Source organism: Natrialba sp. SSL1, assembly GCF_001861355.1.
Lineage (GTDB): Archaea > Halobacteriota > Halobacteria > Halobacteriales > Natrialbaceae > Natrialba.
On sequence record NZ_MASN01000018.1, the window covers coordinates 57,578 to 83,538 of the forward strand.

The 25,961-nt window shown below is 63.0% G+C and carries 17 protein-coding genes; 5 read left to right on the top strand and 12 right to left on the bottom strand.

Features of this window, described 5'->3' with window-relative positions; all coding sequences use genetic code 11:
- Positions 1-46: 46 nt before the first annotated feature.
- Positions 47-2,659, bottom strand: coding sequence for an efflux RND transporter permease subunit (locus BBD46_RS04485; RefSeq protein WP_071400555.1), 2,613 nt, complete (start codon positions 2,657-2,659; stop codon positions 47-49).
- 388 nt (positions 2,660-3,047) lie between these two features.
- Here BBD46_RS04485 and BBD46_RS04490 point away from each other — a divergent pair, with 388 nt between their 5' ends.
- Positions 3,048-5,900, top strand: a complete 2,853-nt coding sequence (locus BBD46_RS04490; protein ID WP_071400556.1) for a valine--tRNA ligase — start codon at positions 3,048-3,050, stop codon at positions 5,898-5,900.
- 86 nt (positions 5,901-5,986) lie between these two features.
- Here BBD46_RS04490 and BBD46_RS04495 read toward each other — a convergent pair whose 3' ends face one another.
- The 4 genes from BBD46_RS04495 to BBD46_RS04510 form a co-directional block, all read right to left on the bottom strand.
- Positions 5,987-7,111 (bottom strand): hypothetical protein, encoded by a 1,125-nt coding sequence (locus BBD46_RS04495; RefSeq protein WP_071400557.1) that lies wholly within the window; start codon positions 7,109-7,111, stop codon positions 5,987-5,989.
- A gap of 207 nt (positions 7,112-7,318) precedes the next feature.
- On the bottom strand, positions 7,319-8,101 hold the full coding sequence (locus BBD46_RS04500; RefSeq protein WP_071400558.1) for an ABC transporter permease: 783 nt from the start codon (positions 8,099-8,101) through the stop codon (positions 7,319-7,321).
- A 10-nt stretch (positions 8,102-8,111) separates the two neighbouring features.
- Positions 8,112-8,894 carry an ABC transporter permease subunit gene (locus BBD46_RS04505; RefSeq protein WP_071400559.1) on the bottom strand — a complete coding sequence of 261 codons (783 nt, stop codon included), beginning with the start codon at positions 8,892-8,894 and terminating at the stop codon, positions 8,112-8,114.
- Positions 8,891-9,829, bottom strand: coding sequence for an ABC transporter ATP-binding protein (locus BBD46_RS04510; RefSeq protein ID WP_071400560.1), 939 nt, complete (start codon positions 9,827-9,829; stop codon positions 8,891-8,893). The genes BBD46_RS04505 and BBD46_RS04510 overlap by 4 nt, the downstream gene beginning before the upstream one ends.
- Positions 9,830-10,132: 303 nt before the next feature.
- Between BBD46_RS04510 and BBD46_RS04515 the strand changes: the two genes are divergently transcribed.
- Positions 10,133-11,236 carry an immunoglobulin-like domain-containing protein gene (locus BBD46_RS04515; protein WP_071400561.1) on the top strand — a complete coding sequence of 368 codons (1,104 nt, stop codon included), beginning with the start codon at positions 10,133-10,135 and terminating at the stop codon, positions 11,234-11,236.
- A 26-nt stretch (positions 11,237-11,262) separates the two neighbouring features.
- On the opposite strand, the gene BBD46_RS04520 is transcribed toward BBD46_RS04515, so the two are convergent.
- On the bottom strand, positions 11,263-11,973 hold the full coding sequence (locus tag BBD46_RS04520; RefSeq protein ID WP_071400562.1) for a DUF1405 domain-containing protein: 711 nt from the start codon (positions 11,971-11,973) through the stop codon (positions 11,263-11,265).
- A 198-nt stretch (positions 11,974-12,171) separates the two neighbouring features.
- Between BBD46_RS04520 and pdxS the strand changes: the two genes are divergently transcribed.
- Positions 12,172-13,080, top strand: a complete 909-nt coding sequence (gene pdxS / locus BBD46_RS04525; protein ID WP_071400563.1) for a pyridoxal 5'-phosphate synthase lyase subunit PdxS — start codon at positions 12,172-12,174, stop codon at positions 13,078-13,080.
- A gap of 114 nt (positions 13,081-13,194) precedes the next feature.
- On the opposite strand, the gene BBD46_RS04530 is transcribed toward pdxS, so the two are convergent.
- From BBD46_RS04530 to BBD46_RS04550, 5 genes are all read right to left on the bottom strand, one after another.
- Positions 13,195-14,502, bottom strand: coding sequence for a S8 family peptidase (locus BBD46_RS04530; RefSeq protein WP_071400564.1), 1,308 nt, complete (start codon positions 14,500-14,502; stop codon positions 13,195-13,197).
- Between the two features lie 218 nt (positions 14,503-14,720).
- Positions 14,721-15,092: a hypothetical protein gene (locus BBD46_RS04535; RefSeq protein ID WP_071400565.1), complete on the bottom strand. Its 372-nt coding sequence runs from the start codon at positions 15,090-15,092 to the stop codon at positions 14,721-14,723.
- 26 nt (positions 15,093-15,118) lie between these two features.
- Positions 15,119-16,006 (bottom strand): homoserine kinase, encoded by an 888-nt coding sequence (locus tag BBD46_RS04540; protein WP_071400566.1) that lies wholly within the window; start codon positions 16,004-16,006, stop codon positions 15,119-15,121.
- Between the two features lie 132 nt (positions 16,007-16,138).
- A complete protein-coding gene (locus BBD46_RS04545; protein WP_071400567.1) occupies positions 16,139-18,982 on the bottom strand; it encodes a methyl-accepting chemotaxis protein in 2,844 nt (947 codons plus the stop codon).
- 190 nt (positions 18,983-19,172) lie between these two features.
- Complete coding sequence (locus tag BBD46_RS04550) at positions 19,173-22,100, bottom strand: methyl-accepting chemotaxis protein (RefSeq protein WP_071400568.1); 2,928 nt, start codon at positions 22,098-22,100, stop codon at positions 19,173-19,175.
- A 270-nt stretch (positions 22,101-22,370) separates the two neighbouring features.
- On the opposite strand from BBD46_RS04550, the gene BBD46_RS04555 reads away from it, so the two are divergent.
- On the top strand, positions 22,371-23,795 hold the full coding sequence (locus BBD46_RS04555) for an ABC transporter substrate-binding protein (RefSeq protein ID WP_084777681.1): 1,425 nt from the start codon (positions 22,371-22,373) through the stop codon (positions 23,793-23,795).
- Positions 23,796-23,798: 3 nt separating this feature from the next.
- On the opposite strand, the gene BBD46_RS04560 is transcribed toward BBD46_RS04555, so the two are convergent.
- Positions 23,799-24,467, bottom strand: coding sequence for a DUF6149 family protein (locus tag BBD46_RS04560; RefSeq protein WP_071400569.1), 669 nt, complete (start codon positions 24,465-24,467; stop codon positions 23,799-23,801).
- A gap of 206 nt (positions 24,468-24,673) precedes the next feature.
- Here BBD46_RS04560 and BBD46_RS04565 point away from each other — a divergent pair, with 206 nt between their 5' ends.
- A complete protein-coding gene (locus BBD46_RS04565) occupies positions 24,674-25,912 on the top strand; it encodes an NAD(P)/FAD-dependent oxidoreductase (RefSeq protein WP_071400570.1) in 1,239 nt (412 codons plus the stop codon).
- Positions 25,913-25,961 lie beyond the last annotated feature (49 nt).

The window sequence follows — 25,961 nt, forward strand, 5'->3', positions numbered from 1 at the left end:
ATCGTCGGCGGCCGTGCCACGACGTTTAGACGGACAGCGAACCGGCTCAGGCCCGATCCAACACCCGTTCTCGCAACACCAGCAGACACGGCAACACCGTCAGGCACGCGACGAACGCGAAGATGATGCTCACACCCGTTACGAGCCCGAACCGCTGCAGTGGCGGTGCCAGCGCCAGCGCGAGCACACCGAAGCCAGCCGCCGTCGTCAGCGCACTTCCAAGCAGCGCGCCACCCGTTCCCGTCACCGTCGCAGCGAGGGCGGACTCGAGTGTCGGTTGCTGTTCGCGTTCGGCGACGAAGCGTTCGCCGACGTGGATGCTGTAGTCGACGCCGAGTCCGATCGCGAGACTGGTGATGACGGCTGTCTCGCTGTTGAACGGAATATCGAGGACGGCCATTGCTCCCAGAAGCCACGCGAGTGCGGCGACGACCGGTGCGAGCGTGATCGCGCCGAGTGAGAGTGCCCGATGGCGGACCCAGTAGAGGACCGTCAGGAAGACGAGGATAACCACCAGCGTGACGGCGAACGCCTGGACGAGCGTCTCGAGGAGCGCGTCCTGGACGACGGCGGTCGTCACCGGGCCGCCGGTCGCGATTGCGGTGCTCGGAGACTGGGATTCGATCACGCTGGCGAGTTCGCGCGTGTCCTCGGCGATATCCTGTGCGGCGGCGTCACCGCGGACACTTGCGAGTAGCCTGGCAGATTCGTACTCGCCGTCGCCGTCGCTGGTCCGGGAGAGCACTGCGGAGGCGGCGTCTTCGTCGGCCTCGTACAGCACGTCGTAGAAGCCAGCGACATCCTCGTCTGGAAGCCCGTTCCCGTTCGTATCTCGCTCGTCGAGTTCGGCGGCGACGGTGTCGTTCTCTGCCGCGAGGTCGTCGATGACCGAGACGGGACTGTCGATTGCGGCGTTACCGTCCGCCTGGATGGTGATCGTGCTGTTTTCCTCGATTTCACTGGTCGCGTTCTGGATGGCGGTCAGGGTGGCTGGATCGGCTGGCGCGTCACGTATCAGAATCTGACTCTGACTGCCCGGACCTTGCTCCTGGAAGTTCTCACCGAGGTACTCGGCCTCGGCGCTGATCGTGTACGTATCAGGTGCGAGCGGTCCGGGGAGCGACTTGGCCCACTCCGGCGCGTCCTCCGGCAGGAAGTCGGCCTCGTTGAACTCGGTGTCGATCCCTGTGGCCCCGTACGCGCCGCCGATGGCCAGCACGAGGGCGAGCAGCACGACGACGACCGGTGCCCGCTGGACGAGTTGGACGACGCCCGAGAGCAGCCGATTGACGAGTCCGGTTCCGCGACCGAACGGCTGCTTGCGACGGTCGCGATCGAGACGGTTCTCGAGAAGACCATCTACCTCGACCTTCAGCGCAGGCACGAAGACGGCGAAGGCGACGAACGTCGCGAGGATCCCGCCAGCGCTCAGAATCGCGAAGTCCTGAATCGCCGGTAGCGGACTGACGACGTTCGAGAGGAAGCCGACCCCGGTCGAGAACGTGGTCGCGGCGAGTGCGAGGACGACGCTCGCGAGGCCGAACTGCATCCCCGATCTGACGCCTGCTGCAGGGTTCGAGCCGCCGTCAGTATCCGCCGGCACCGTCTCAGTCTCCTCAGCCTGTCCCGGCCCCGTCTCGAGTTGCCCCGTTCTCGCCTCCCGCGAGCGCATCACGACGTGTAACGAGTAGTCGATCGAGAGTCCGATCAGCAGAAACGGAACGGCGATCAACAGCTGGCTCATCGGAATCTCGAGCCAGCCCATGAGGCCGCCGACCCAGGCCATGACGACGGCGATGCCGGCGATACCGAGCAGCACGTCGACAACGTCTCTGTAGGCCGTTCCGAGCGCGAACAGTACGAGAACGAGCGCAACGGGCGTGATAATCGCGAAACTGTCACCGACCGCGTTCGACGACGCCTCGTCGGTGACGCCCTGTCCGAAGAGGAACGCGTCGTCGAACCGATCGTCGACGAGGTCGGCGATCTCGACCTGCGCGTCGTAGGCTGCCTGTGGTTCGTCGTCGGGACCACTGTCGTCAGCCTGGAAGACGAATCCGATTCGAGACTCGGCGTCGGTCGTGCCCGGTTCGTACTCCGTCGGCAGGAACTCGTACGGGTCCTCTCCCTGCTCCTGGTCGCTATCCGGATCGAGCACGTCCGCGAGCAACGCCTCGACCTCGTCGTCCGACCGGGACTCGAGTGCATCGAGTTGTTCCTCGAGTGTGGGCTCGCTCGTATCCGGTGGCCCGTTCGCCTCGGCGGCGCGGTCCTCGAAGACGGCACCAGTCGCAACGATGTTCTCGAGGGTGAGGAAGCCCTGGTCGTCGAGGGTTTCGTTGAGCGATTCGTTCTCCCGCACATCCTGCTGGAGTCGTAATCCCTCCAGGAGAGAGTCGCGGGTGAGGACGTCACTACCCTCATCGCGAATCACGAGCTGGGCGACGACGCCGTCGTCGGTATCGTACGTGTCGTCGATCTCCTCGAGTGCGGCCGTCTCTGGGGAATCGGTTTCGAACTGGCCGATACCCTCGTCCTCGACGTCGCCGATTGCTGCTCCGGCCGCGATGACGGCTGTGAGAACCAGCACGAGGACGACGACGAGTCGGCTGTTGGCAACGATTGCCTCGGCGTATCTGGACGCGATCCCGCCGTTCATGCGTCGTCACGCGGTCGCGTCCGGTCTACTGTCCAGCGATCGAACCCGGCGGTTCGAAGACACGTCACACACATACAGGCTCTAGCAGGATGGATGGGCATACCAGTTCGGCCGTACTAGTTGGATGTGCGACGCGTTGGCTCTTCACGCGAGCGACACGGTGAGCGATGCGTAGCGATGACCGGAGATCACCTGTTGAAGACCTCGTTCGACAGACGAGACGCGAAACACCTAACAGTACTGCCGTCAAAACGGATTGTATATGACCGATTCCGTCGCGGTCGCAATCGCAGACGTGGTCCGTCAGTCCGTGTTCAACGGCCCGCGCGAGACGGTGTTCGTAGGGGCCCCGTAGCCCCCCATCACCCACCCTGTTTCGACGGATGTATTGTCGGCGACCAGCATTCACCGAGCAACGACCGGTATCACCGATGGATTACAGTCACTGCCGTACCACCCTGACGACGTATCGACGACGCCCGATTCGGGCGGTGAGAGCATGAGCATGGACGACCCAGCACAGGCCGACGAGACGGCTCATCACGAGCCCACACTCGAGAGCGGCTACGATCCCGAAACCGTCGAGTCCCACTGGCAGGACCAGTGGGTCGACGAGGAAATTTACGCCTACGAGAGCGACCCGAAGCGAGACCCGAACACGGTCTACGCCATCGACACGCCGCCGCCGACGGTGTCGGGCAGTCTGCACATGGGCCACCTCTACGGCTCGACGCTGCAGGATTTCGCCGCCCGATTCCAGCGGATGGCAGACGGCGAGGTGTTGTACCCGTTCGGCTACGACGACAACGGCATCGCCTCCGAGCGACTGACCGAAACGGAGCTCGACATCCGCCACCAGGACTACGAGCGCCGCGAGTTCCAGGAACTCTGCCGCGAGGTCTGTGCGGAGTACGAGGCCGAGTTCACGGACAAGATGCAGGATCTCGGCACCTCGATCGACTGGAATAACACCTACAAGACGATCGAGCCCCGCGTCCAGCGCATCTCGCAGCTCTCCTTCCTCGACCTCTACGAGAAGGGCCGCGAGTACCGCAAGAAGGCACCCGCGATCTGGTGTCCGGAGTGTGAGACCGCAATTTCGCAGGTCGAGATGGAGGACGACGAGCGCGGCTCGCACTTCAACGACATCGCGTTCGAGTTGGCCTCCGACGGCACGGACCGCGAGGAGTTCGTCATCTCGACCACTCGACCCGAACTTATCCCGGCCTGTGTCTCCGTCTTCGTCCACCCTGACGACGACGAGAATCAGGATCTGGTCGGCGAGACAGCCACGATCCCGATCTTCGGCCACGAGGTGCCGATCATCGCCGACGAGCGCGTCGACATGGAGAAAGGTAGCGGCGTCGTCATGTGCTGTACCTTCGGCGACCAGAACGACATCGAGTGGTACCAGGCCCACGACCTGCCGCTTCGCGTCGCCATCGACGAGTCCGCGACGATGACCGATCTCGCCGGCGACTACGAGGGGCTCTCGACGGAAGAAGCCCGTGAGGCCATCGTCGAGGATCTGGACGACGAGGGCCATCTACGCGACCGCTGGGAGATCACCCACGCCGTCGGCGTCCACGAGCGCTGTGACACCCCCGTCGAGTACCGCGTCTCCAAGCAGTGGTACGTCGAAATCCTCGATCACAAGGAGGAGTACCTCGAGGCCGGCCAGGAGATGGACTGGTACCCCGAGAAGATGTTCACCCGCTACAAGCACTGGATCGAGGGCTTAGAGTGGGACTGGCTCATCTCGCGCCAGCGCGACTCGGGGATTCCGTTCCCGGTCTGGTACTGTGATGAGTGTGACCACCCGATCATGGCCGAGAAAGAGGACCTGCCAGTCGATCCCCTCTCGGACGAGCCGCCGGTCGACGCTTGTCCCGAGTGTGGCCACGACGAGTTCGACCCCGAAGAGGACGTCTTCGACACGTGGGCGACCTCCTCGCTGACCCCGCTCATCAACGCCGGCTGGGACTGGGACGACGAGACCGAGGAGTTCCGGATGGACAAGCCGGAACTGTACCCGTTCGACCTGCGCCCCCAGGGCCACGACATCATCTCGTTCTGGCTGTTCCACACCGTCGTCAAGTGCTACGAGCATACCGGCGAGGTGCCGTTCGACGCGACGATGATCAACGGCCACGTGCTGGACGAGAACCGCGAGAAGATGTCCAAGTCCAAGGGCAACGTCGTCGAACCCGACGAGGTGCTCGCCGACTACCCCGTCGACGCCGTTCGCTTCTGGGCGGCGAGCGCCGCCGTCGGCGACGACTTCCCGTACCAGGAGAAGGATCTGCGCGCCGGCGAGAAGCTCCTGCGCAAGCTCTGGAACGCCTCGAAGCTCGTCGACACCCTCGCTCCCGCAGACCCCGAGGAGCCGGACGAACTCGAGCCCATCGACCGCTGGCTGCTCGCCGAACTCGACGACGCCGTCGCAGAACTCACCACGCAGTTCGAGGAGTACGAGTTCGCCAAGGCCCGCGACCGCCTGCGAACGTTCTTCTGGAACACCTTCTGTGACGACTACTTAGAGATCGCGAAGGGCCGCGAAGACAACCCCTCGACGCAGTACGCACTGCGGACGGCACACCGGACCTTCCTCGAGTTGTGGGCACCGTTCCTCCCGCACGTCACGGAGGAGATCTGGCAGGCTGTGTACGCAGGCGAGGCGCCACGCGCCTCGGATACGTCGAGCGGTGAGCAAAGCGAGCCGCGAGACAGCAGCGACCTCGAGGCAACGAGCATCCACACCCGCTCCTGGCCCACCCCACAGGGCTACGACGCCGACCTCGCAGCCGGCGAAACCGCACTCGAGGTCATCGGCGCGCTCCGGCGCTACAAGAGCGAGAATCAGCTCCCGCTCAACGCCGACCTCGAATCGGTCGCCGTCTACGGCCCGATCGAAGGTTTCGAGGACGCCATCCAGGACGTGATGCACGTTCAGGACCTCACTGTGCTCGAGTCGGAGCCAGAGGTTACCACGGAAATCGCCTCGATCGACCTCGACTACTCGACGCTCGGGCCGAAGTTCGGCTCCAAGGTCGGCGAGATCGACGCCGGCATCGAAAGCGGCGAGTACGAGATCGAGGCGGACGACGACGGCACCGCCACCGCGCTCCACGTCGCCGACGAGGAGCTCGAGTCCGACCTGTTCGAGATCGAACGCGAGCGCACCTACTCCGGCGAGGGTGAGATGATCGAGACGGAGTCGGCTGTGGTCGTACTCGAGTAACTCGACCAACCGACTCGAACGAGAGCAACCCGGCTCGACTCGAGTCGTGTTTCGCCTGTCCTGAGCGGTCTCTTGATTTCTCGCACCTATGGCTCGCGTGCAACAGCGACATCCTCCTCGTGCCACGTTGCCGTCGCGGTCACTCGATTCTCGTCGACGTCGACCGACTGGTCCGTCCCGGAGGCACCGAGCACGCCCGCGAGCTCGGTCTCGTCTGGATCGTCGATGACCGCCGCGAAGCTGCCCGTGGATGTCTCCTCGTCCTCGATGGTAAGTGACGAGACGATCGTCTCGGCACCCTCGAGTGCCGGGTACGCGAAGTCGACGAGCGGATCTGCGTCGTCTGCAGCGGCCGCCGACTCCGCGGGGGCACCCAACTGGCCGACGACGACATCGCCCCCGCCGGCAGTCTCGAGCGCCCACGCGAACGACTCGGAGCCGTCGACTGCCCGATCAGCGGTCCCTCCTGCAGCGCCGATCGTCGACTCGAGTACGGCCAGCGCATCGACCGCCTCGTCGTCGACGACGACGAGCGCATCGTCACCGACGGCGATCGCCGTCCCCGCTGTGTCTTCGACGGGCGTATACACCTCGTAGCCGTCGATCTCGTCCGTTCGCTCGAGTTGGCTGATGAACTCGGCCGCCGGCTCGGCGGTGAGGCGTTCGTCGATCTCCGCAGGGTCGATCTCGCCGAGCACGACGTACGTATCGGGCGTCTGCAGCAGGGTCGAGACGCTCGAGTCGAACATCTCGTCGTCGTCGAGGAGCCGGCCGATCCCAAACTGCGCGAGGTCGAACCCGACGAAGAGATACGCCGACAGCGCTCCCTCCGAAACCGGGGCGATCATCGGATCCGCCTCGTACTCCGGCGGGACTTCGTCGTCCGGCTGCGCCTCCTCGAGTTCGTCGCTGGCGTACTCGTCGAGTGTCGCCCAGTCGACGGCGACGAACTCGAGTTCGCGTGGGTCGTCGTCTGGAAGCCAGTGGCTGTACGCTGGGCCGTCATCGGTCGCGGTCTCGCCATCGGCTTCGTCTGTGTCGTCCGCACCGACCTCGTCACCGTCCTGTGCAGCAACTGACCCACCGAGGAGCGCGAGGGTCGCAAGCGTCGCCGTTACACTGGTGTACTCGAGTACGGTTCGGCGGGTCGGCCAGTTCGGCTGGTCTCGCCAGTTTGGGTTAGTCGCCCGATCTGGTGGGTTCGGTGTCATGGGACCCACGTACACGTCCGGGTTCGAAATAAGACGACCCTACGGTCACCGCACGCAGACTGTCACTCCGGCCAGCACCCGAAATTGCAGTAGCTGACGAGCGGCGGGCAGTACTCGAGAGTACCGTGGCTGACGAGCGTCAGGCAGTACCCGAGACTGGAGTGGCTGACGAACCGAGTCGGGTCCGAGTCACGACGGCGTGCAGCGTCAGATGTCGCGCCGGACAAAGAGCGCCACCGCGAGAGCGATCAGCGCAAGAAACCCGACCAGCAGAACGCCGGCATCGAAGAGTGCGTACTCCTCGTGGACGAGGATTGCCGTCTGATCGTAGTATCGGGTCGGTGCGGCGGCACCGATCCACTCGTAGTCAGGGTCCAGACTCGAGACGCCCTCGACTAGCCACAGGACGATGACAGCACCCAGCGCCGCCGCTCGTGCGCTTCGGACGTGGTCAATCCCGACGGAGAGGACGAGGCCGATTCCGGCACAGACGAGCAGATAGGGAACCGAGAGGAGATGGACCATCGCGAGGGCGACAGGATTGAACGATTCCCCGATAGCGAGTGCGCTGACGTAGACGATGAGTGCGACCCCGACGTTCAGCGCAACCAGGGGAACCCAGAGCGCCCCGAGCTTCTGGAGGACGACCGATTCGCGGGAGACCGGATTCGAGAGGGTGAGATCCATCGACCGGTCCTGGATATCGCCCGCGATCAGACCGGCGCTGACGTACGCGAAGTAGATGCCGACGAGCAGAATCCAGAAGAACGAGTAGATCTCCGCCGCGATGAAGCCCTCGATCGTGTGTAGTTCTTCGATCCCAAACAGCTCGAACATGAACCCTGGGAAGGCGTCCTCCAAGACGTCCATCTCCTCCTGGACTCCGGGGAACATCGAGAAGTAGAGCGCCGACAGCACCGCGAAGACGGCAAGCAAGATAACTGACCCACGAACCCGCTTTCTGGATTCGATGCGGAGGATGGCCGTCATGGTCGCCCCCTCAGAGATCCCTCCGGACGAAGTAGGCGGTCGCGAGGCCCACCAGGGCGAGAAAGGCTGCGAGGAGGAGTCCGGCGTCGAGGAGCGCGTACTCCTCGTGGATGAGGATCGCCGTCGGATCGTAGTACCGACTCGGCGTCACCGTACCGACCCACTCGAAATCCGGGTTCAGCTGGGCGAGGCCGTCGACGAGCCAGAGAACGAACACCAGTCCCAGCGCGGCGGCCTGGGCGGTTTCGACCCGATCGAGGACGACGGAGAAGACGATCCCGATGCCGGCACAGACGAGCAGGTACGGGACGCCGAGCACGTGGACCATCGCGAGCGCAATTGGATTGACCGACTCCCCGAGAAGGGACACACCGAGCAGGAGCGTGCCGAGCAAGGCGAGCGACAGCGCGACCAGTGGAACCCACAACGCCCCGATCTTCTGGAGGACGACCGATTCACGAGAGACGGCACTCGAGAGGGTGAGATCCATGCGTCGCGTTCGAACGTCTCTCGAGATCATGCCGGCGCTAACGTAGGCGAAGTAGATTCCAGCGAGGAGCACCCAGACGAACGGGAAGATGTACCCGCCGAGAAAACCCTCGATCGTGTGGAGCTCTTCGACGCCGAGCAGGGCCAGTATGTACTCCGGGTACACCTCCTCGAACAGCGCTGCTTCGTCCTGGATACTCGGGAAGACGACGAGAAAGAACGCCGACAGAACGACGAGTAGGCCGGTCAGCAACAGTGTCCCGCGCAGCAGCCGCCCCGACTCGGTGCGCAAGATTGCGGTCATCCGGTCTCCTGGGAGTCGGTCCCGTAGTAGTGTTTGAACACCTCGTCCAGCTGTGGATCGCCGATATCGACGTCCGTCACGTCGTACTGCACGAGGTGCTCGAGTAGTTCGATCACCTCTCCCGTATAGGTAAATCGAGCCGTTCGGTCGACGAGTTCGACGTCGATCATCTCCGCCGTGACGAACTGGTCCGGATCGACCGGTCTCGCGAGTTGCACTCGAACGTCCTTTCCGCCTCGCTCGAGTAACTCCTCGATGGTCTCGAGTGCAACTAGCTCGCCGTCGCGGATGATCCCGACGCGGTCACAGACGCGCTGGACTTCGCTGAGAACGTGTGAGGAGAAGAAGATGGTCGTTCCAGCGTCGCGTTCGTCCTCGAGAAAGCGGTGTAACCGATCCTGCTTGAGCGGGTCCAGACCCGATGTCGGTTCGTCCATGATCACGAGATCGGGATCGTGCATGAACGCCTGGACGATACCGAGCATCCGGCGATTCCCGTGCGAGTAGGTTTCGACTGGTTTGTCGAGCGGCGGTCGAAACAGTTCGAGCAGTTCGTCCCGTCGCTCGTCTCCCCGCAGTCGGGCGAAGTACTCGAGTACCTCGCGGCCGGTTAGCCGTTCTTCGAACCCGAGCGTGTCCGGGAGGTAGCCGACGTTGGCTTTGGCCTGGGTGAGCGCTCGTCGGTCGCGAATATCTGCACCGAGCACGGTTGCGGTGCCGGCGGTCGGCTTGAGCAGGCCGAGGAGAAGCCGGATGGTCGTCGTCTTTCCTGCGCCGTTCGGCCCGAGGTAGCCGAATATCTCGCCGGGTTCGACGGCGAAGATAACTGCGTCGTTGGCCATGACGTCGCCGTACTGCTTGGTGAGGCCGTCCAACCTGATCGTGGCTGTGTCGGCAGTGGGTTCGGTCTCGTGTGCCGCAGTCTGGCCAGACATGATTGGTCCTCTCAGGATGTGACGCGATTGGATGCCGCGACGTGCTATGCTACGCGACTCGACATCGTCACCGGGCATAAACACCTGTCTCCGCTGCTACGACTGTTCACCTTCCCAACGGAACTGAGTGGGTGAGAGGCCGTGCCGTCTGTCCCCGTTGGAACGCCGTGTCAGTTACCGTCGGCAGTCGTCGCGTAGTCGCGTAGCGGCCACTAGTGAGGGAGCAACAACTGCTGTGATGGTGGTCAAACGATCGTTTCAGTTAGCCGTACTGTTTTGTTATCGAATTGCGTCAGTGACTGCATGGACAAACTCGATCGACGCCACCTGCTCGGACTCAGTGCGGCGGGCTTCGGGGCCGTTGTCGGCTGCCTGGACAGCGACCCGGAGGCAACGGCAGAGAACGGCTCGGACGAGCCAGATGGGAACGGCAGCGAGGGCGAAGATGGAGACGGAGACGAGAACGCGAGCGGAAACGAAGACGGGAACGGAACCGAAACCGCCCAGCACCCACCCTGTCCCGACTACGGCGATTCAGTCGACCGTGTCGTCTGCTACGACGCCATCGACCCCGAAACCGAACCCACGTACCTCGAGCCGTCGGCTCGGACCGTCGAGGAGGGAACAACGGTCGAGTTCAGCCTCACGAACGATTCGGACGAGACCCTGGCGACGAACTTCTACAACTGGCGCGTTGACAAGTACGTCGACGGAGAATGGTACCGGGTTGCGCCGCTCGGACACCCCGATCCGCTGATGTCCGTCGAACCCGGCGAGCAACACACCTGGACCGTCACCCCCGATAACGACGGTATACTGGACGGCGACCGAATCGCGTCGGGCGGCGGAACGGAGGAATTGACGCTCGTCGGCGTCGGATCAGGGACGTACGCCTTCCGCGCTCGCGGCTGGTTCGAAGACAGCCGTGACGACGAAATCCTGGCGTTCGCGACGACGTTCGAACTCGAATCCGCTGCACTCACACTCGAGCCGACGGACGCGATCGAAGAGGTCGAACTCGAATCGGGTGACGATATCGACGGTGACGGCGACGACGCCGGCGATGATGATGGCGACAGTGCTGACGAAGATAGTGACACACTTGTCGCACACTCCACCCGTGGTGACTCCGACGACGAGTATCATCGTCTCGCCGCGTTCGAACTCGAGGTGGTCGACGAACCGAGCGACGAGGGCAATGCAGATCCCCAGCACGTCATTACGGAGCAACTGCTTCGGTTCGAACAGCTCTGGGATGCGATCGCGCTCGCGGACGAACACGACGTCTCCGCGGTTCGTCTCGAGGAGTACGACGCGACGTATCCGGTCTTCGGGCGTGGTTCAGACGGACTCTACGAGTACCAGGGACAGTACTACCGTGTTCGAACACGGGAACTCGAGGAGTGACCGGAGCACGAACAACGAGAGACTCGTCAGGCTGTTGCGTGCTGCTGTTCGAGTGCAGCCTCACACTGTTTCACCCGAATCGCGAGCGCGAGAAACAGCGCGAGCAGCGTAAACGTCACTTCGCCGGCGGCGATGACGCCAAGGGCGTCGGCCTGCAGAAACATTGGTTCGTCTCGCGCGACCGGGATTGCAGTGTGGTGCGGGTCGCCGACGATCGGGATGAAGTAGTCGACGATCAGGTTGCTGGTATACCAGCCGAGTGCAACAGCAACCCCCCAGACGGGGAAGTCGCTGATCCGGTAGAGGACGAGCGCCTGGACGACCATCCCGAGGTGACTCCAGAAGAGGAACTGGAACATCAGCGGGTGGAGATACGAGTAGGAGTCGTAGAACGCGAGCAGGGTGTACGGCGTCCAGAGCCCGAGAATGATGTTCCCGAAGAACGCGAGCGCGGTCAGCCACGGCAGTTCGTGGCCGAGTTTCCAGGCGGCGATAGCCAGCGCGATAAACAGCGTCGCCATCGGACTGTCCGGCACCCAGGGCCACATCACGGCCGGCGTCTGGGCGAACTGGCCGGAGTAGTACCAGAAGCCAAAGACCGTCCCGAGGAGGTTGATCGCCACGACGAGCCAGGCGAATCTGAGCCCGAGGTTCTCGAGTAGTCGCGGGACTGGCGCGAGGTATCGCGGCAACCGGTGGTTACGGTCGCGAATCTGCGGCCTAGTCGACGTTGACATCGATTTCGTCCGGTTCGATGGGATGAATCCGCAAAACAGTAGCGGTTACCGGTAGTGGCAGAATTTCCGAACCACGTTCAAACAATACCGCGAATAAGAGAACTGTGGTTGAAAGTGAGTCAGTCTGATAAACGAGTTATAACTAACGGCTCGTCCGCAACAGATACGTGTAAGTGCCGTGGGTGAAAACGCCACACCATGGCCGAGACCACAGATCTCGAAGAACTCCGACGTGGGACCGATCTCATCAAGCGCGGCTTCGCACAGATGCAAAAGGGCGGCGTCATCATGGACGTCGTCAACCCCGAACAGGCCCGGATTGCCGAAGACGCGGGCGCAGTCGCCGTCATGGCACTCGAGGCAGTGCCGGCAGACATCCGCAAGCGCGGCGGCGTCGCCCGGATGGCAGACCCCGCGGACGTCGAGGAAATCGTCAACGAGGTCTCGATCCCGGTGATGGGCAAGGCCCGGATCGGACACACGAAAGAAGCACAGATACTCGAGTCCGTCGGCGTCGACATGATCGACGAGTCGGAGGTGCTCACCCCCGCAGACGACGCCTACCACATCGATAAGCGCGACTTTACGGCCCCGTTCGTCTGCGGCGCGCGCAATCTCGGTGAAGCACTGCGCCGGATCGAGGAGGGAGCAGCGATGATCCGGACCAAGGGAGAAGCCGGAACGGGTGACGTGAACCAGGCCGTTCACCACCAGCGGACGATCAAGGGAGAAATTCGCCAGCTGGAGGGAATGAAACACGAGGAACGCGAGGCCTACGCCCGCGAGATCGAAGCGCCCGCGGAGCTCGTCCACGAAACCGCCGAAATGGGTCGACTGCCGGTCGTGAACTTCGCTGCAGGCGGTATCGCGACGCCAGCAGACGCGGCGCTCATGATGCACCACGAGTGTGACGGTATCTTCGTCGGCAGCGGGATCTTCGGCGCGGAGAACCCACCGGTGATGGGTGAAGCAATCGTCGAGGCTGTGAACAACTGGGACGACGCCGACGAACTCGCAGAGATTTCGAAGAACCTCGGTAAGGGGATGAAAGGCGACGCGAACGTCGATCTTCCCGAAGAAGAGAAACTCCAGGACCGCGGCGTCTAAGAAGAACGCCCCTCGAACTCGGCAGTGGGTTGCGGGAGGTCGAACGGCGAACGACGGAACGCGACGAGTCTCGTTGCAGACGACGCGGGCAGTCAGCTCCGACAGTTCGTCACGTTACTTCGTCTTTGCTTTGTCCTTCTCGTCTTTCTTGTCGTCTTTCGCTCCTGCTTCCTCGGCTGCCTTGCCCTTTCCGTGATCTTTGCCCTTCTTGTGAGCGTCCTTCTTCCCCTTCTTCGTCGGCTTCTTCTTGATTTTAGCCACCGCTCCGGCGTTAACCAGCCCGGCACCCTGCTTTTTCGATGGGAGCCCGAGGTCGGTCGCCGTATCGGTCATGACGTAGCGGGCTTCCTTCGCGGAGTAGCCCTTCGCCATCAGCAGCGCTGCCGTTCCGGTTACGTGCGGCGTTGCGAACGATGTCCCGGTTGCAACGCCGTACTCGCCACTTGGTAGCGTCGAAAGGATCTCGACACCCGGTGCGGCCAGTTCGATCTCGGGACCGTAGTTCGAGAACTCCGCGAAGCCATCGTCCGGCGTCGTCGCACTCACTGCGACGACTTCCTTTGCGGATGCCGGATAGGAGACCTCCTCGCCGCCGTTGCCGGCCGAGGAAACCATCAGGAGGCCACGCTTGTGCGCGAACTGAATCGCCCGCTGGACGAGCGTCGAGTACGGGCCGCTCAGACTCATGTTGGCGACATCACAGCCTTTGATCGCAGACCAGATGATCCCCATTGCGACGTCGGACGCGTAGCCGACACCGTCCTGGTTCAACACCTTCACGGCGTGGAGCGTCGATTTCGGTGCAACACCGACGACGCCGAAGTCGTTATCAGCGGCGGCGATCGTTCCGGCAACGTGCGTGCCGTGGCCGTTGTCGTCAACCCAGTTGATTTCGGGGTAGCCAACCGCGCGGTTGTACGCGATACCGTCGCCGATATTCCCGGCGAGATCCGGATGGGTCGGGTCGATTCCAGTGTTGATCACCGCAACGTTCGCACCCTTCCCGCGCTTGCCCGCAGCGCTGGCTTTCCGGGCACCGATTCGTTCGACACCCCAGGGAACGACCTGTCCGCTCCCGTTGTCGGTATCATCGTTCGTATCCGAACCCGCGTAGTACGGCTGGTCCACCGCAACGAAATCGATGTGACCGGACTCCGCGAGCGCCTCCATCTCCTCGACCGTCGACTCGACAGTGAGGGTGTTCACCGAGTGAATCGCGTGGATCACGTTGTCCGCCGCGTCCTTGGTTTGCTTTTCTCCCATCTCGGTCGCGTATCCGACGTTGAACCGACTCGGCTCATCGTCTGCGTTAGCCTGTACGCTCGATACGCTTGCGAGCCCGCCCAGAGCGATTCCCGCACCGCTGACCGCTTTGAGCACGTTCCGTCGACCGGTACCGTTGTGCGTCATTTCATCCGACATGACAGTCGCACCCAGAATATCGACGTAAATTGTATAATCCCGTCTACCGATCAGTATCCGAAACCTGAACTACTCGAGTACAACACTCACTTCGAATCTAACGTGCTGGCAGAATCGAGCGTCGCGTATCGAGACGATACGTTGACGTACGTGAATGTTTCGCCGTGATAACCGGCAGATACTCCACAGACGGCGGCCAGCAGCGAGGAGCGGTCCGCTCAGCGATTCTCGTCGCCGGTCTTCCACCAGTCCTGAAGCGGCGGCAAGAGACCCATACGCCGGGCTAGGAGCAGCGTACAGTAGGTCACGAGCACACCACAGCCAAGTGAGAGGACCACGACCGGGGCGAGCCACGTTCCGGTAACTGCGAGCAGCGTTGCGAGTGCGAGCGCCCCGAACTGGACCGGCCAGTGCTCCCAGTACTGGCGAGCGCGTTCCGGATCGCGAGCCGCGAGTAGTTCGAAGCCGACCGTGAGCATGCCGCCGGCGGCGAACAACAGCGGCGAGAGCGACGTGCCAGTTGCCAGCGCGAGGACGGCCAAGATCGAAAGGGTGAGTACGGCAAGCGCGGCGTCGACTCGAGTACCCATTTATTGTGTCTCGGCGAAGCGATCGATCAGGACTCGTCGTAAACGTGCGCTCCTTCACCGATCGCCGTCTGGTAGGCACGACTCTCGATTCCTGCGTCGTCGAACGCATCGAGCATCGCGCCGGCGACCGCGCCGCGGTCCGACTCGGTCCGGCAAATCGCGAGGATGGCGGGGCCGGCACCGCTGACGGTGACGCCAGTCGCACCGGACTCGAGTGCGGACTCGCGGACGGTGTCGTAGCCGTCGATCAGGGCGCTGCGCTCAGGGGTAACGATTTCGTCCGCCATGCCGCGACCGACGAGGTCGGGGTCGTTGCGCGTCATGCCGACGGTGAGGGTGGCGGCGTGGCCGACGGTGTCGACGACGTCACCGAGTCGGGCCTGCTCGGGGACGACACCGCGTGCGTCGCGCGTCGAGACGGTTGTCTCGGGCAGGCAGACGACGACGGGGAGTGATGCGTCGACCTGCGTGATTCCGTCGTCGGTGACGATGACGAAGCCGCCGAGCAGCGACGGCGCGACGTTATCGGCGTGGGCCGTACCGGAGACGATTGCCTCGCCCTCGGCGGCGATGGGGACGAGTTCCTTGCGCGAGCGGCCGCGGTCGTAGAGTTCGTTGAGGGCGACGGCAGCGCCGGCCGCGCTGGCAGCCGAGGATCCGAGGCCAGAGGACGGCCGGACGCCTTTGTCGATCTCGATGTGTGCGGGGGCGTCGAGTGCCTCTGCGACGGCACCAACGGTGTTCTTCTTCGGATCTTCGGGGATGTACTCGCTGCCAGTTCCGGTGACGGTAATCGTCGTTTCGGAGGCGCGAGACACCCGAACGATATCGGCGGGTGTGCCGAGCGCGACGCCGAAAACGTCGAAGCCGCTTCCCAGGTTCGCGCTCGTCGCTGGAGCCCGCACGGTGAGCATGGCGAATCATTGCGACACAGCAGGCAAAAAGGTAGCGGAGCGTGGTCGGCGACCGGTTCCGGCGGTTACAACGGTTCTGGCCGTTGGGCGTGTGTCCGCCGAACGTGTGCTGGATAGTGGCTGCGGGAGCCGTTACTCGTCGGAGGTGTTGTCGAACGTGAAGCCATCGTCGGCCCCGTCACCGCCACCGTCAACCTCGCCGTCCGCGGTCTCGTTTTCGGTCTCGTCCTTATCCTCGGAGCGGTCCGAGCCGGTGTCGGCATCGCCATCGCCACCGCCATCGTCGCCATCGCCCTCGCCACCCTCGGTACCCGCATCCGCTCTCTCCGACCCGCTGACGGGGCCGAGCGGATCGCCGCCAGTGCTCGAACTCGAGTCCAGTTCGGTCTCGCCGTCGGCAGTCTCGTCACCACCCGCCTCGACAGCGAGTGGATCTGGCTGGTCCTCGACCGTGGCTGCGTCGTGATCGTCCGCTTCGGTCGATTCGTCGGCTGACTCGAACGCCGTCTCCTCGTCGAACGTGATGCCGGCGTCCGCGTCGGTGTCCGCATCCGCATCCGCATCCGCGTCCGCATCCGCATCCGCGTCCGTGGCCACGCCGTCGCCGAGACCGAGTTCCGGCTGTCCGGCCTCGAGATCCGCGTCCGGATCGAGTTCGGCTTCCTCGACATCGGTCTCGAACCGATCGAGCGCCGCCGAGAGCTGACCGGACTGCTCGGAGAGGTTCGACGCCGAGTTCGTCACCTCCGTCAGCGCCGTCGTCTGCTCTTCGGCGGCGGCAGCGACGTTCTCCGCTTCACTCGTCGTCTCCTCGGAGACCGTCGCCGCGTCGTCGACCATCGCGACAACCTCCTGGGTCGAGGCCGCCTGCTGTTCGGTCGCCGCTGAAATCTCCTGGACGCCGACGTTCGTCTCGCGAGCGAGTTCCGCAATCTCCTCCAGGGCATCCACTGCTTCCTGCACCTGCTGACCGGCATCGACGATATCCGAACTCGTGCCCTGCACTTCCGCGGCCGATTGTTCCGTCCGCTCACGGATGGACTCGAGTCGGTCCTCGGCTTCGTCGGCCGCTTCGGCAACGTCTTCGGAGAGCGCCTTGACCTCCTTTGCGACGACGGAGAACCCTTCTTCGTCCTCGCCGCTGGCAGATCTGGAAGCCTCGATGTTGGCGTTCAGCGCCAGCATGTTGGTCTGGCGGGCAATTTCCGAAATCGTCGCGATCAACTGGTCGATCTGCTGGACCTCTTCCTCGAGACGTTCGATCTCGTCGACCGCACCGCCGGCCTCGGCTTCGATCTCGTCCATCGCAGCGATCGCGTCCTGGGCAGCCTCCTGCCCGTCCTGGCCGGTGGTGACCGTCCGCTCGGCGATATCTGCAACCTCGTTCGAGGAGGCGGCGATCTCCTCCGTCGTGGTCGAGAGTGCGCTCATCTCCTGGTTGACCGACTGGAGCGACTGATTCTGTCGTTCCGCGCCGTCGGAAATTTCCTGGACCGACTCGGTAACCTGCTGGGAAGCCGAGCGGACTTCCTCGCTCGAGGCGGTCACCTGCTCCGAGGCTGTCGCGACGTCGGTCGCGAACTGGCTCAATTCCGCGACGGTTTGCTCGATCTCCTCGAGCATGACGTTGAAGTCCGTCGCGATGTCGGCCATCGCCTCGTTGTCGGTCTCGGTGTCCATTCGTGCAGTGAGGTCGCCGTCGGCGGCGGCCTCCATCACGTCGCTGTACTCGTCGGCGGTCCGCTCGAGTTCGTCGTTGATCTCGGCGATGCGTTCGCGTTCGTGTTCGGCCTCCTCGCGGGCGGTTTCGGCCTCGTCGATCGTTTCGACGAGCGAGCCACGCATGTCGTCGAACGAGTCGTAGAGCACACCGATTTCGTCGATACGGCCGGATTCGACGGGTGTCTCGTACTCGCCGTCTCTGATCGCCACCGCGCGCTCGGAGAGATCGCTCAGCGAGCGAGCGGTGTTCCGGCCGAGAATCGTCCCGAAGAGACCAATGAGTGCAACCCCGGCGAAGGTGATCAGCAGGCCGAACTGGGTCGCGCTGTTGGCAAAGCCAAGTGCGTCCGCTTCATCCGTGTGGACGAGGACGGTCCACCCGTCGCCAGTCGTGTAGTAGCCGGCGACGTACCCCTCAGGATCGAAGTTGTACGGTTCGTTCTGGAGTGTCTCGCCCGGCGGATCGTCGACACGGATCGAGCCGCGTGCTTCTTCCTGACTCGCCTCGAGCACACCGTTCGTGTCCTCGTACTCCATGAGGAACGTCTGTCCTTCTTCGCCCATGCTACCGCCGAGATAGGCGTCGTCACCGACGATCTGTCCCTGTTCGTCGACAACAGTGACGACTGTTCCCGAGTCGGCCGCGGAGACCATCCCCGTCGAGCGCTCGGCGAGATCGAAGCTGAAGATCAACGCTCCGTCGCCGCCGTCGACGCCGATGTAATAGGAGACGACCGCCTGCTCGTCGGTCGCAAGCCCGGTCTCGTCCGGCGTCGCGTACGGCTCCGTGCGCTGGACGAGATTCGTCGAGAGGTCCTCGTTGAGTTCGTCCGTATCAGGGAACTCGAGTTCCTCCACCGTCTCGGCATCGCTACCGATACCGGTGAGAACCTCGCCGGACTCCGTGTCGACGTAGAGCGCGTTGATACGCGCTTCAGAGAGATCGTAATAGACGTTCTCGAGATAGGAGTCGATCGCCGCCACGTCACCGCTGTCAGTTACCGGCGCGTCGGCCGTCGTGGCAACCTGATTCTCGTTCTGTGTGAGCCACTCCTCGAGTGCGACACCTTCCTGATACGCTGCATCCTCTCGCTCATCGAGCGATGTTGCCTCGACGTTATCCGTGAGTAACATCGTCGAAGCCAATCCGAGGCCACCGATCGAGAGCCCGAGGACGAGGAAGACGATACCAAACTTCACCGCGAAACTTCGTCTGATGAACGACGGTATGAGACGCCGTCCCTTCCACACCATAGGTGCTAACGATAAGCAATGTACTTAATTCTTATCGTTAAACGTGATTATCAGTGGATACTACACCAGTCGCGTGGATTGAACAAAATAGTCGGCTGGAACGAATTGCCCACTTCGTGCAATTTGGCCGGCAGACACAGCCGTTCAATCGAACACACAAATCGATGCTACCGACCGTCCAGCGAACGCGTTACTCCTCGTCTGCCGTGTCACCGAACGTGAACACGTCGTCGGTGTGTGCCGCGTCTTCGCCGTCGACGTCGCGCTCGTCGTCCTCGCCGTCAGTGTCGCTCGACTCGCTCTCGGTACGCCACTCGCTGTCCGCCTCCGAACCGATGGCAGTCGCAGACTCCACATCCTCACCCTCAGCCTCACCTGCGCCGCCGATCGGTCCGAGCGGATCAACGCCGGTACTCGAGTCCGGGTCCTCGAGAGCGCTGTCGTCGGCAGGTTCGGCTGGTGTGCCAGCGTCGTCGGCGTCTGGAGCAAGCGGGTCCGATTGTTCGGTATCTTCGGCACCCGAACCAGACTGCGCAGTACCGTCGGCAAGCAGGTCAGATTCCTCGACGGGGTCGGCGAGCAGATCTGACCGCTCAGCAGGCCCACCGCGCTCGGTCTCGGTGTCGACCGGATCGAGCAGGTCATCCGTCGTAGTCGACTCGTCGACGGGTTCGAACGCTGTCTCCTCGTCGAACGTGATGCCGGTGTCTAAGTCCGTGTCCGTGTCTACGTCCCCACCCGAATCTGTGTCATCACCCACAACAGCCACGTCGTCGCCGAGATCGAGTTCTGGCTGTCCGGCCTCGAGATCCGCGTCCGGATCGAGTTCGGCCTCCTCGACATCGGTCTCGAACCGGTCGAGCGCCGCCGAGAGCTGACCGGACTGCTCGGAGAGGTTCGACGCCGAGTTCGTCACCTCCGTCAGCGCCGTCGTCTGCTCTTCGGCGGCGGCAGCGACGTTCTCCGCTTCACTCGTCGTCTCCTCGGAGACCGTCGCCGCGTCGTCGACCATCGCGACAACCTCCTGGGTCGAGGCCGCCTGCTGTTCGGTCGCCGCCGAAATCTCCTGGACGCCGACGTTCGTCTCGCGAGCGAGTTCCGCAATCTCCTCTAATGCCTCGACTGCCTCCTGGACGCGCTCGCCAGCGTCGACAATGTCCGAACTCGTCCCCTGCACTTCCGCGGCCGACTGTTCGGTCCGAGCGCGAATGGACTCGAGTCGGTCCTCGGCTTCGTCGGCCGCTTCGGCGACGTCTTCGGAGAGCGCCTTGACCTCCTTTGCGACGACGGAGAACCCTTCTTCGTCCTCACCGCTGGCGGAACGGGAGGCCTCGATGTTGGCGTTCAGCGCCAGCATGTTGGTCTGACGGGCGATTTCCGAAATCGTCGCGATCAACTGGTCGATCTGCTGGACCTCTTCCTCGAGACGTTCGATCTCGTCGACGGCATCGCCGGCCTCGGTTTCGATCTCGTCCATTGCCGCCATTGCACCGCGAGCGGCCTCTTGTCCCTCCTGGCCGGTCGACACCGTCTGTTCGGCGATGTCCGCAACCTGGTTCGAGGAGGCGGCGATCTCCTCCGTCGTGGTCGAGAGCGCGCTCATCTCCTGGTTGACCGACTGGAGCGACTGATTCTGTCGTTCTGCGCCGTCGGAAATCTCCTGAATCGACTCGGTAACCTGCTGGGAAGCCGAGCGAACCTCCTCGCTCGAGGCGGTCACCTGCTCCGAGGCTGTCGCGACGTCGCTCGCGAACTGGCTCAGTTCTGCGACGGTCTGCTCGATCTCCTCGAGCATGACGTTGAAGTCCGTCGCGATGTCGGCCATCGCCTCGTTGTCGGTATCAGCCTCGATCCGAGCGGTGAGATCACCGTCGGCAGCGGCCTCCATTACGTCGCTGTACTCGTCGGCGGTCCGCTCGAGTTCGTCGTTGATCTCGGCGATGCGTTCGCGCTCGCGTTCGGCCTCTTCCCGAGCGGTTTCGGCCTCGTCGATCTGTTCACGGAGTGCAACGCGCATGGAGTCGAATCCGCTGTAGAGTCGGCCGATGTTGTCGATGCGCTTGGTTTCGAGGTCGACATCGAGGTCACCGTCTTCCATCTGACCAGCTTTGTCCGTCAGGCGGTCGATCGAAACGGCCGTATTCCGGCCGATCACCGCACCGACCATCCCGATCATGAGGACGCCGACGATCGTTGCGATGTATCCCCAGTCGTTGACCGTGTTGACGAAGCCGTAGGCCTGGTCGGTCGGTTCGTGCGTCAGGACGACCCAGTCAGTGCCGTAGACGCGGGCCGAACTGACGACGTACTCGTCGGTGTCGAACTCGTAGGTGTCGAGAACGCTCGCGCCGTTGCCCGACACCTCCCACGTGCTCGCACCCTCCGTTCGCGCGGTGTCGAGGAGGGTGTCGTCGCCGCCGTAGGGTTCGCCGAGCGCCGCGTAGTCGTCGCCGTAGCCGGCGTTGTCGAGAACGACCTCGTTGTCGCCATCGACGACGACGGTCGCGACCTGCTCGCCGTCCTGGAACTGGCCGCCGTAGGCCTCGAGTTCAGCCGTGTAGACGATTGCCCTGTCGTCCTGTCCGGGTACGGTCAATGCGTACGTGATGACTGCGGCATCCTCACCAAGTTCGCCGTCGAGGACGTACGGTTCAGATACCCAGGGCACCTCAGCCGTTGCCTCGTCGAAGGCCGTCTCGGGAACGGACTCGAGTTCGTCCGTCGACGCGCCGCGGACATCGCTGTCGGTGCTCGCGACGATTGTGCCTTCGTCGGTGTCGGCGTAGCTGATCGAGAAGATATCGGCGTCGAGGTGTTCTTCCCAGTCGAGCAGCCGTTGTTCGATTGCGGCCGGATCGTCACTCGCGACAACGTCCGAGTGTGCGAACGTCGCGATCGTTTGTTCGTTCTGTTCGTTCCACATCTGCAGTCCCTGTGCTTCCTGTCCAGCGAAGGACGTCTGATCGGCCTGGACGCGCTCTTCGACCTCGTGTGTGATACCAGCGGTCGCCACGAACCCGATCAGCCCCACCGAAAGTCCGAGCACCAGTAACGCGATACCGAACTTGACCGCGTACCGGCGTCGGATCGCTGCAGGTACTACTCGTCGGAGATCCATCGATATGCAACGCGTGTGATCGTTCCCACATAAATTGTCATTTGAGAGTATCAGTTCCGATAATCGGCTAGAAACGCAGTAATTACCAGTGTTTGCTGAACATGTCGGCGATATCGGAGCACGGTACGGACGGTTGTAACCCTCATGGATAGGGTGTTACTGAATTGTTAGTTTCAGCGAGCGATCCTATCAACTTCGCGGGAGCCACGGGTGTGTCACCCGTTCACCTCCGGAACCGTTAAGAAATCTAGGTCGAAAGGACATTCCAGTATGACTGACTCTACCGGGGACCGGGTGACGGCGTCACCAGTCAGTGGGGACCACAGGGAGACAGCGACACAGCAGGGACAGGGAGGTGACAACGGAAGTCGAAGTCGACCGCTTCGCCGTCGTCGATTTCTGCAGGCAACCGCTGCGACGACCGCAACGGCCTCGCTCGCCGGCTGTACGGACAGCTACGAGACGCTCGTCGAAAGCGCAACGTCCGACGAGGACGATGACACCGTCACGATCGGCGTTCTCGCGCCGAATCCGGACAGCGATTTTATCGGTCGTTCGATGGCGCAGGCGGCCCAGGTCGCTGTCGAGGAACTCAACGAAAACGGCGGGATCAACGGCCACAAGGTCGAACTCAGCGTTCGGGACACGAACGCGAGCGCGTCTGAGGCCCGTCGACAGTACCAGCAACTCATCCTGGAAGACGGCGCAGTCGCCACGACGGGCGTCTTCGATAGTCCCGCGCTCGTCAACATTATGGACGACATCGCCGAACAGGAGACGATCCACCTGACGACGGGTGCGGCTGCCGCACAGGCAACACGACTCGTCAACGAGCAGTACGACGAGTACAAGTACCACTTCCGGGTGGGCGTCATCAACGAGTTCGATCTCGGACGGGCCAAAATCGACTTCCTCGACGACATGGCCGACGAGATCGGCTGGGAGTCGATCGCCGCGCTCGCGGAGGACTACCAGTGGTCCGAAGGCATCTGGGAGGCGACACAGGATCGACTCGACGACCTCGACCTCGACGTCGTCATAGAGGAACGCTACCCGCCCGCAACGGACGACTTCACCGACCTCTACGACGAGGCGGCCAACGCAGGCGCTGATGCTATCCTTATCACGGCGGCCCACACGGGCAACGAGGCTACGCTCGATTGGGCCTATCCGAACCGACCCGAACAGCAACCCCAGCCACAGCCGTTCGCGTTCGGCGGCACGCACGTGCCGATGCAGTTGCCCTCCTACTACGAGCAGACCAACGGTGCCTGCCGATACGGGTTCGGACAGATCAACGCGACGGAACAGAGCACCACCGGCGAGCGAACCCAGGAGTTCGTCTCGACCTATCAGGACCGATTCGACGGCGAGAGCCCGGTGTACACCGGGTACGGGACCTACGATGCAGTTCTCGTCTACGCCGAAGCCGTCGAAGCCGCCGGCACGTTCGACGCGGACGATGTCGTCCCCGAACTCGAGTCCATTCAGTTCTCGGGTGCGTCGGGTCCGGTCGAGTTCTACGATCCGACCCACGAGTTCGCCCACGACCTCGCCTACGAGGCGAGCGACCCGCTGTACTTCCAGTGGCAAGAAGACGACGACGGAACGGGCGTCCAGGAGATTATCTGGCCGGAAGAAGAGGCGACGAGTCAGTATCAGTCGCCAGCGTGGCTCCAGTCCCCGAGTCCCTAGTTCCTAGTCGCGACTTCCGTCACTGCTGGATCCGGACGCCTCGCTACTGCTACCGTCATCGCCACCGGCGTCGGTGTCGGCGTCAACAGCCGTCTCCCCACGAACACCGACCGCCTGCGAAACGTCGATATCGTCTGGTTCCTCCTGTCCGCCAACGACGAGTTCGCCAGACTCCGTTTCGACGTAGACGTCGTCCGCAAAGCCGCCCTCGGCGTGTGGATGCTCCGGATCCTCGAGCTGTTCGGGCGTCGAGGGCGCTTCAGTCAGCCCTTCTGGCGGCTTGAACTGCCCCAGTGGCTCGTCGATCGTGATATCCCAGCGCTCGAAGAACTCCCGGTAGCGATCGTAGTGAGCCTCGAGTTCGTCCGCCGGGAACTCCATCATCTCCGTCCAGCCGTGGTTGTAGAAGTCGAAATTGGCCTGAATGTGCGTAATTTCGCGGGCCTCGGCCTCCGAGTAGCCGTCGTTGAGCGCCCGCAAGTACGTGTCGACTGTCGCCTCAAAGAGGTCGTCGAGGTGAGCCTCGCGCTCATCGGCGTGCTCGGGGGCAGCTTTCTTCAAAAAGACGCGGGTGTGGAGTCTGACGAGTCCCGATTTGGCGACCGATCGAACGACGGGCGTCTCGAGTGCCGTTCGCGATGCGAAGTGGCGCGCGTTCTGACGGAGTTTCATACGTGACCCATAGTGGTGCGACCCTAAAGAGGCGTTCGGGGCCGCTGTGCCCGCTGCGGATGCGGACCGTGTCTGTTCCCGAACACTATGTTAGCAATGTTCATGTTTAGTAGCGAATCGGTGAAGAACGTTCAGGAATTCGAGATCGAAGGGGAAAATGACTGAGATAGCAATCCACTTTAACCCGCATTACGAACGGTCGGGATATGACAGAGTACGTCATCATCGGAGACGGGATCTCGGGTAGTTCGGCCGCCGAGACCCTCCGGGAGGAAGACCCGGAGTCGACGATCACCGTCATCACCGATGAGGGGGAGCCACTGTATAATCGTATTCTCATCAAAGAGCACGCGAAAGGCAAACTTCCCGAAGCGCCGATCTCGATTCACGACGAGGAGTGGTACGACGAGCGCGATATCGATCTCTCGCTCAACACGCACGTCTCGTCGATCGACGCCGACGAGAACGTTATCCACACCCACGAGGGCGAGGATATCTCCTACGACAAGCTACTCGTCGCGACCGGTGGCACGCCGACCCAGCTACCAGTCGACCACAGCGACGCCGACGGCATCCACCACTTCTGGACGTTCCAGGACGCCCGTCGGATCCGCGACAGCGCAGAAGCCGCAGAGGAAGGCGTTATCGTCGGTGCCGGTCTCCTCGGCATCGACTTCGCCGCAGTCTGTGGCGCACAGGGCGTCTCCGGCAAGTACCTGATGCGCGGCGACCGCTGGTGGCGCTACGCACTCTCGGAAGACGGCGCAGAGATCATGCACGAGGGGATGCGCGATGTCGGCGTCGAACCGGTCTTCGACAGCGGTGTCGACCACTTCGAGACGGACGACGAGGGAACGGTTACGGCCGCCGTCGACCCCAACGGCGAGCGCTACGAGTGTGACTTTGCCGGCGTCGCTATCGGACTGACGTTCAACACCGAGTTCCTCCGCGGCGTCGATCTCGAGATGGACAACGGCATCGTCGTCGACGAGTACATGCAGACCAACGTCGACGACATCTACGCGGCCGGCGACATCACGCGCTTCTACGACGTACTGCTCGGCGAGCAGGCCCAGAACGGCTCCTGGGGCTCGGCCAAGGAACAGGGTCGCGTCGCCGCGATCAACATGGCCGCAGACGACGAGGACGAGGTCTTCGAGTGGGTCTCCTCGTACTCGATTACGCACTTTGACTTCCCGTTCCTCTCGTTCGGCCACCCGACGATCGGCGACGAGCACGTCGAGCGACGCTACAGCGACACCGAATGGCGCCGCATCGCCTTCAAGGACGGCAAGGTCGTCGGCGGTGTCCTCATCGGCGACCTCTCACCACAGAGTACGCTCAAACAGCTTATGCGCGAACAGCGCGAGGTTGCCGACCAGGCAGAGGTGTTACTCGAGCAGTCCGTCGACGCCGATAAGCTCACACCTGCACAGGAACATTGACATCCTCCCCGCGCTGAAGCGCGGGGATTCCCGACCGCGTTGGGATATT

Bases quoted from the DNA above. Each gene is read 5' to 3' on its own strand.
- BBD46_RS04515 (WP_071400561.1), top strand. From the start codon at position 10,133: ATGGACAAACTCGATCGACGCCACCTGCTCGGACTCAGTGCGGCGGGC.
- BBD46_RS04545 (WP_071400567.1), bottom strand. From the start codon at position 18,982: ATGGTGTGGAAGGGACGGCGTCTCATACCGTCGTTCATCAGACGAAGT.
- BBD46_RS04555 (WP_084777681.1), top strand. From the start codon at position 22,371: ATGACTGACTCTACCGGGGACCGGGTGACGGCGTCACCAGTCAGTGGG.
- BBD46_RS04510 (WP_071400560.1), bottom strand. From the start codon at position 9,829: ATGTCTGGCCAGACTGCGGCACACGAGACCGAACCCACTGCCGACACA.
- BBD46_RS04550 (WP_071400568.1), bottom strand. From the start codon at position 22,100: ATGGATCTCCGACGAGTAGTACCTGCAGCGATCCGACGCCGGTACGCG.
- BBD46_RS04565 (WP_071400570.1), top strand. From the start codon at position 24,674: ATGACAGAGTACGTCATCATCGGAGACGGGATCTCGGGTAGTTCGGCC.
- BBD46_RS04530 (WP_071400564.1), bottom strand. From the start codon at position 14,502: ATGTCGGATGAAATGACGCACAACGGTACCGGTCGACGGAACGTGCTC.
- BBD46_RS04495 (WP_071400557.1), bottom strand. From the start codon at position 7,111: ATGACACCGAACCCACCAGATCGGGCGACTAACCCAAACTGGCGAGAC.
- BBD46_RS04535 (WP_071400565.1), bottom strand. From the start codon at position 15,092: ATGGGTACTCGAGTCGACGCCGCGCTTGCCGTACTCACCCTTTCGATC.
- BBD46_RS04500 (WP_071400558.1), bottom strand. From the start codon at position 8,101: ATGACGGCCATCCTCCGCATCGAATCCAGAAAGCGGGTTCGTGGGTCA.
- BBD46_RS04560 (WP_071400569.1), bottom strand. From the start codon at position 24,467: ATGAAACTCCGTCAGAACGCGCGCCACTTCGCATCGCGAACGGCACTC.
- BBD46_RS04485 (WP_071400555.1), bottom strand. From the start codon at position 2,659: ATGAACGGCGGGATCGCGTCCAGATACGCCGAGGCAATCGTTGCCAAC.
- pdxS (WP_071400563.1), top strand. From the start codon at position 12,172: ATGGCCGAGACCACAGATCTCGAAGAACTCCGACGTGGGACCGATCTC.
- BBD46_RS04540 (WP_071400566.1), bottom strand. From the start codon at position 16,006: ATGCTCACCGTGCGGGCTCCAGCGACGAGCGCGAACCTGGGAAGCGGC.
- BBD46_RS04505 (WP_071400559.1), bottom strand. From the start codon at position 8,894: ATGACCGCAATCTTGCGCACCGAGTCGGGGCGGCTGCTGCGCGGGACA.
- BBD46_RS04520 (WP_071400562.1), bottom strand. From the start codon at position 11,973: ATGTCAACGTCGACTAGGCCGCAGATTCGCGACCGTAACCACCGGTTG.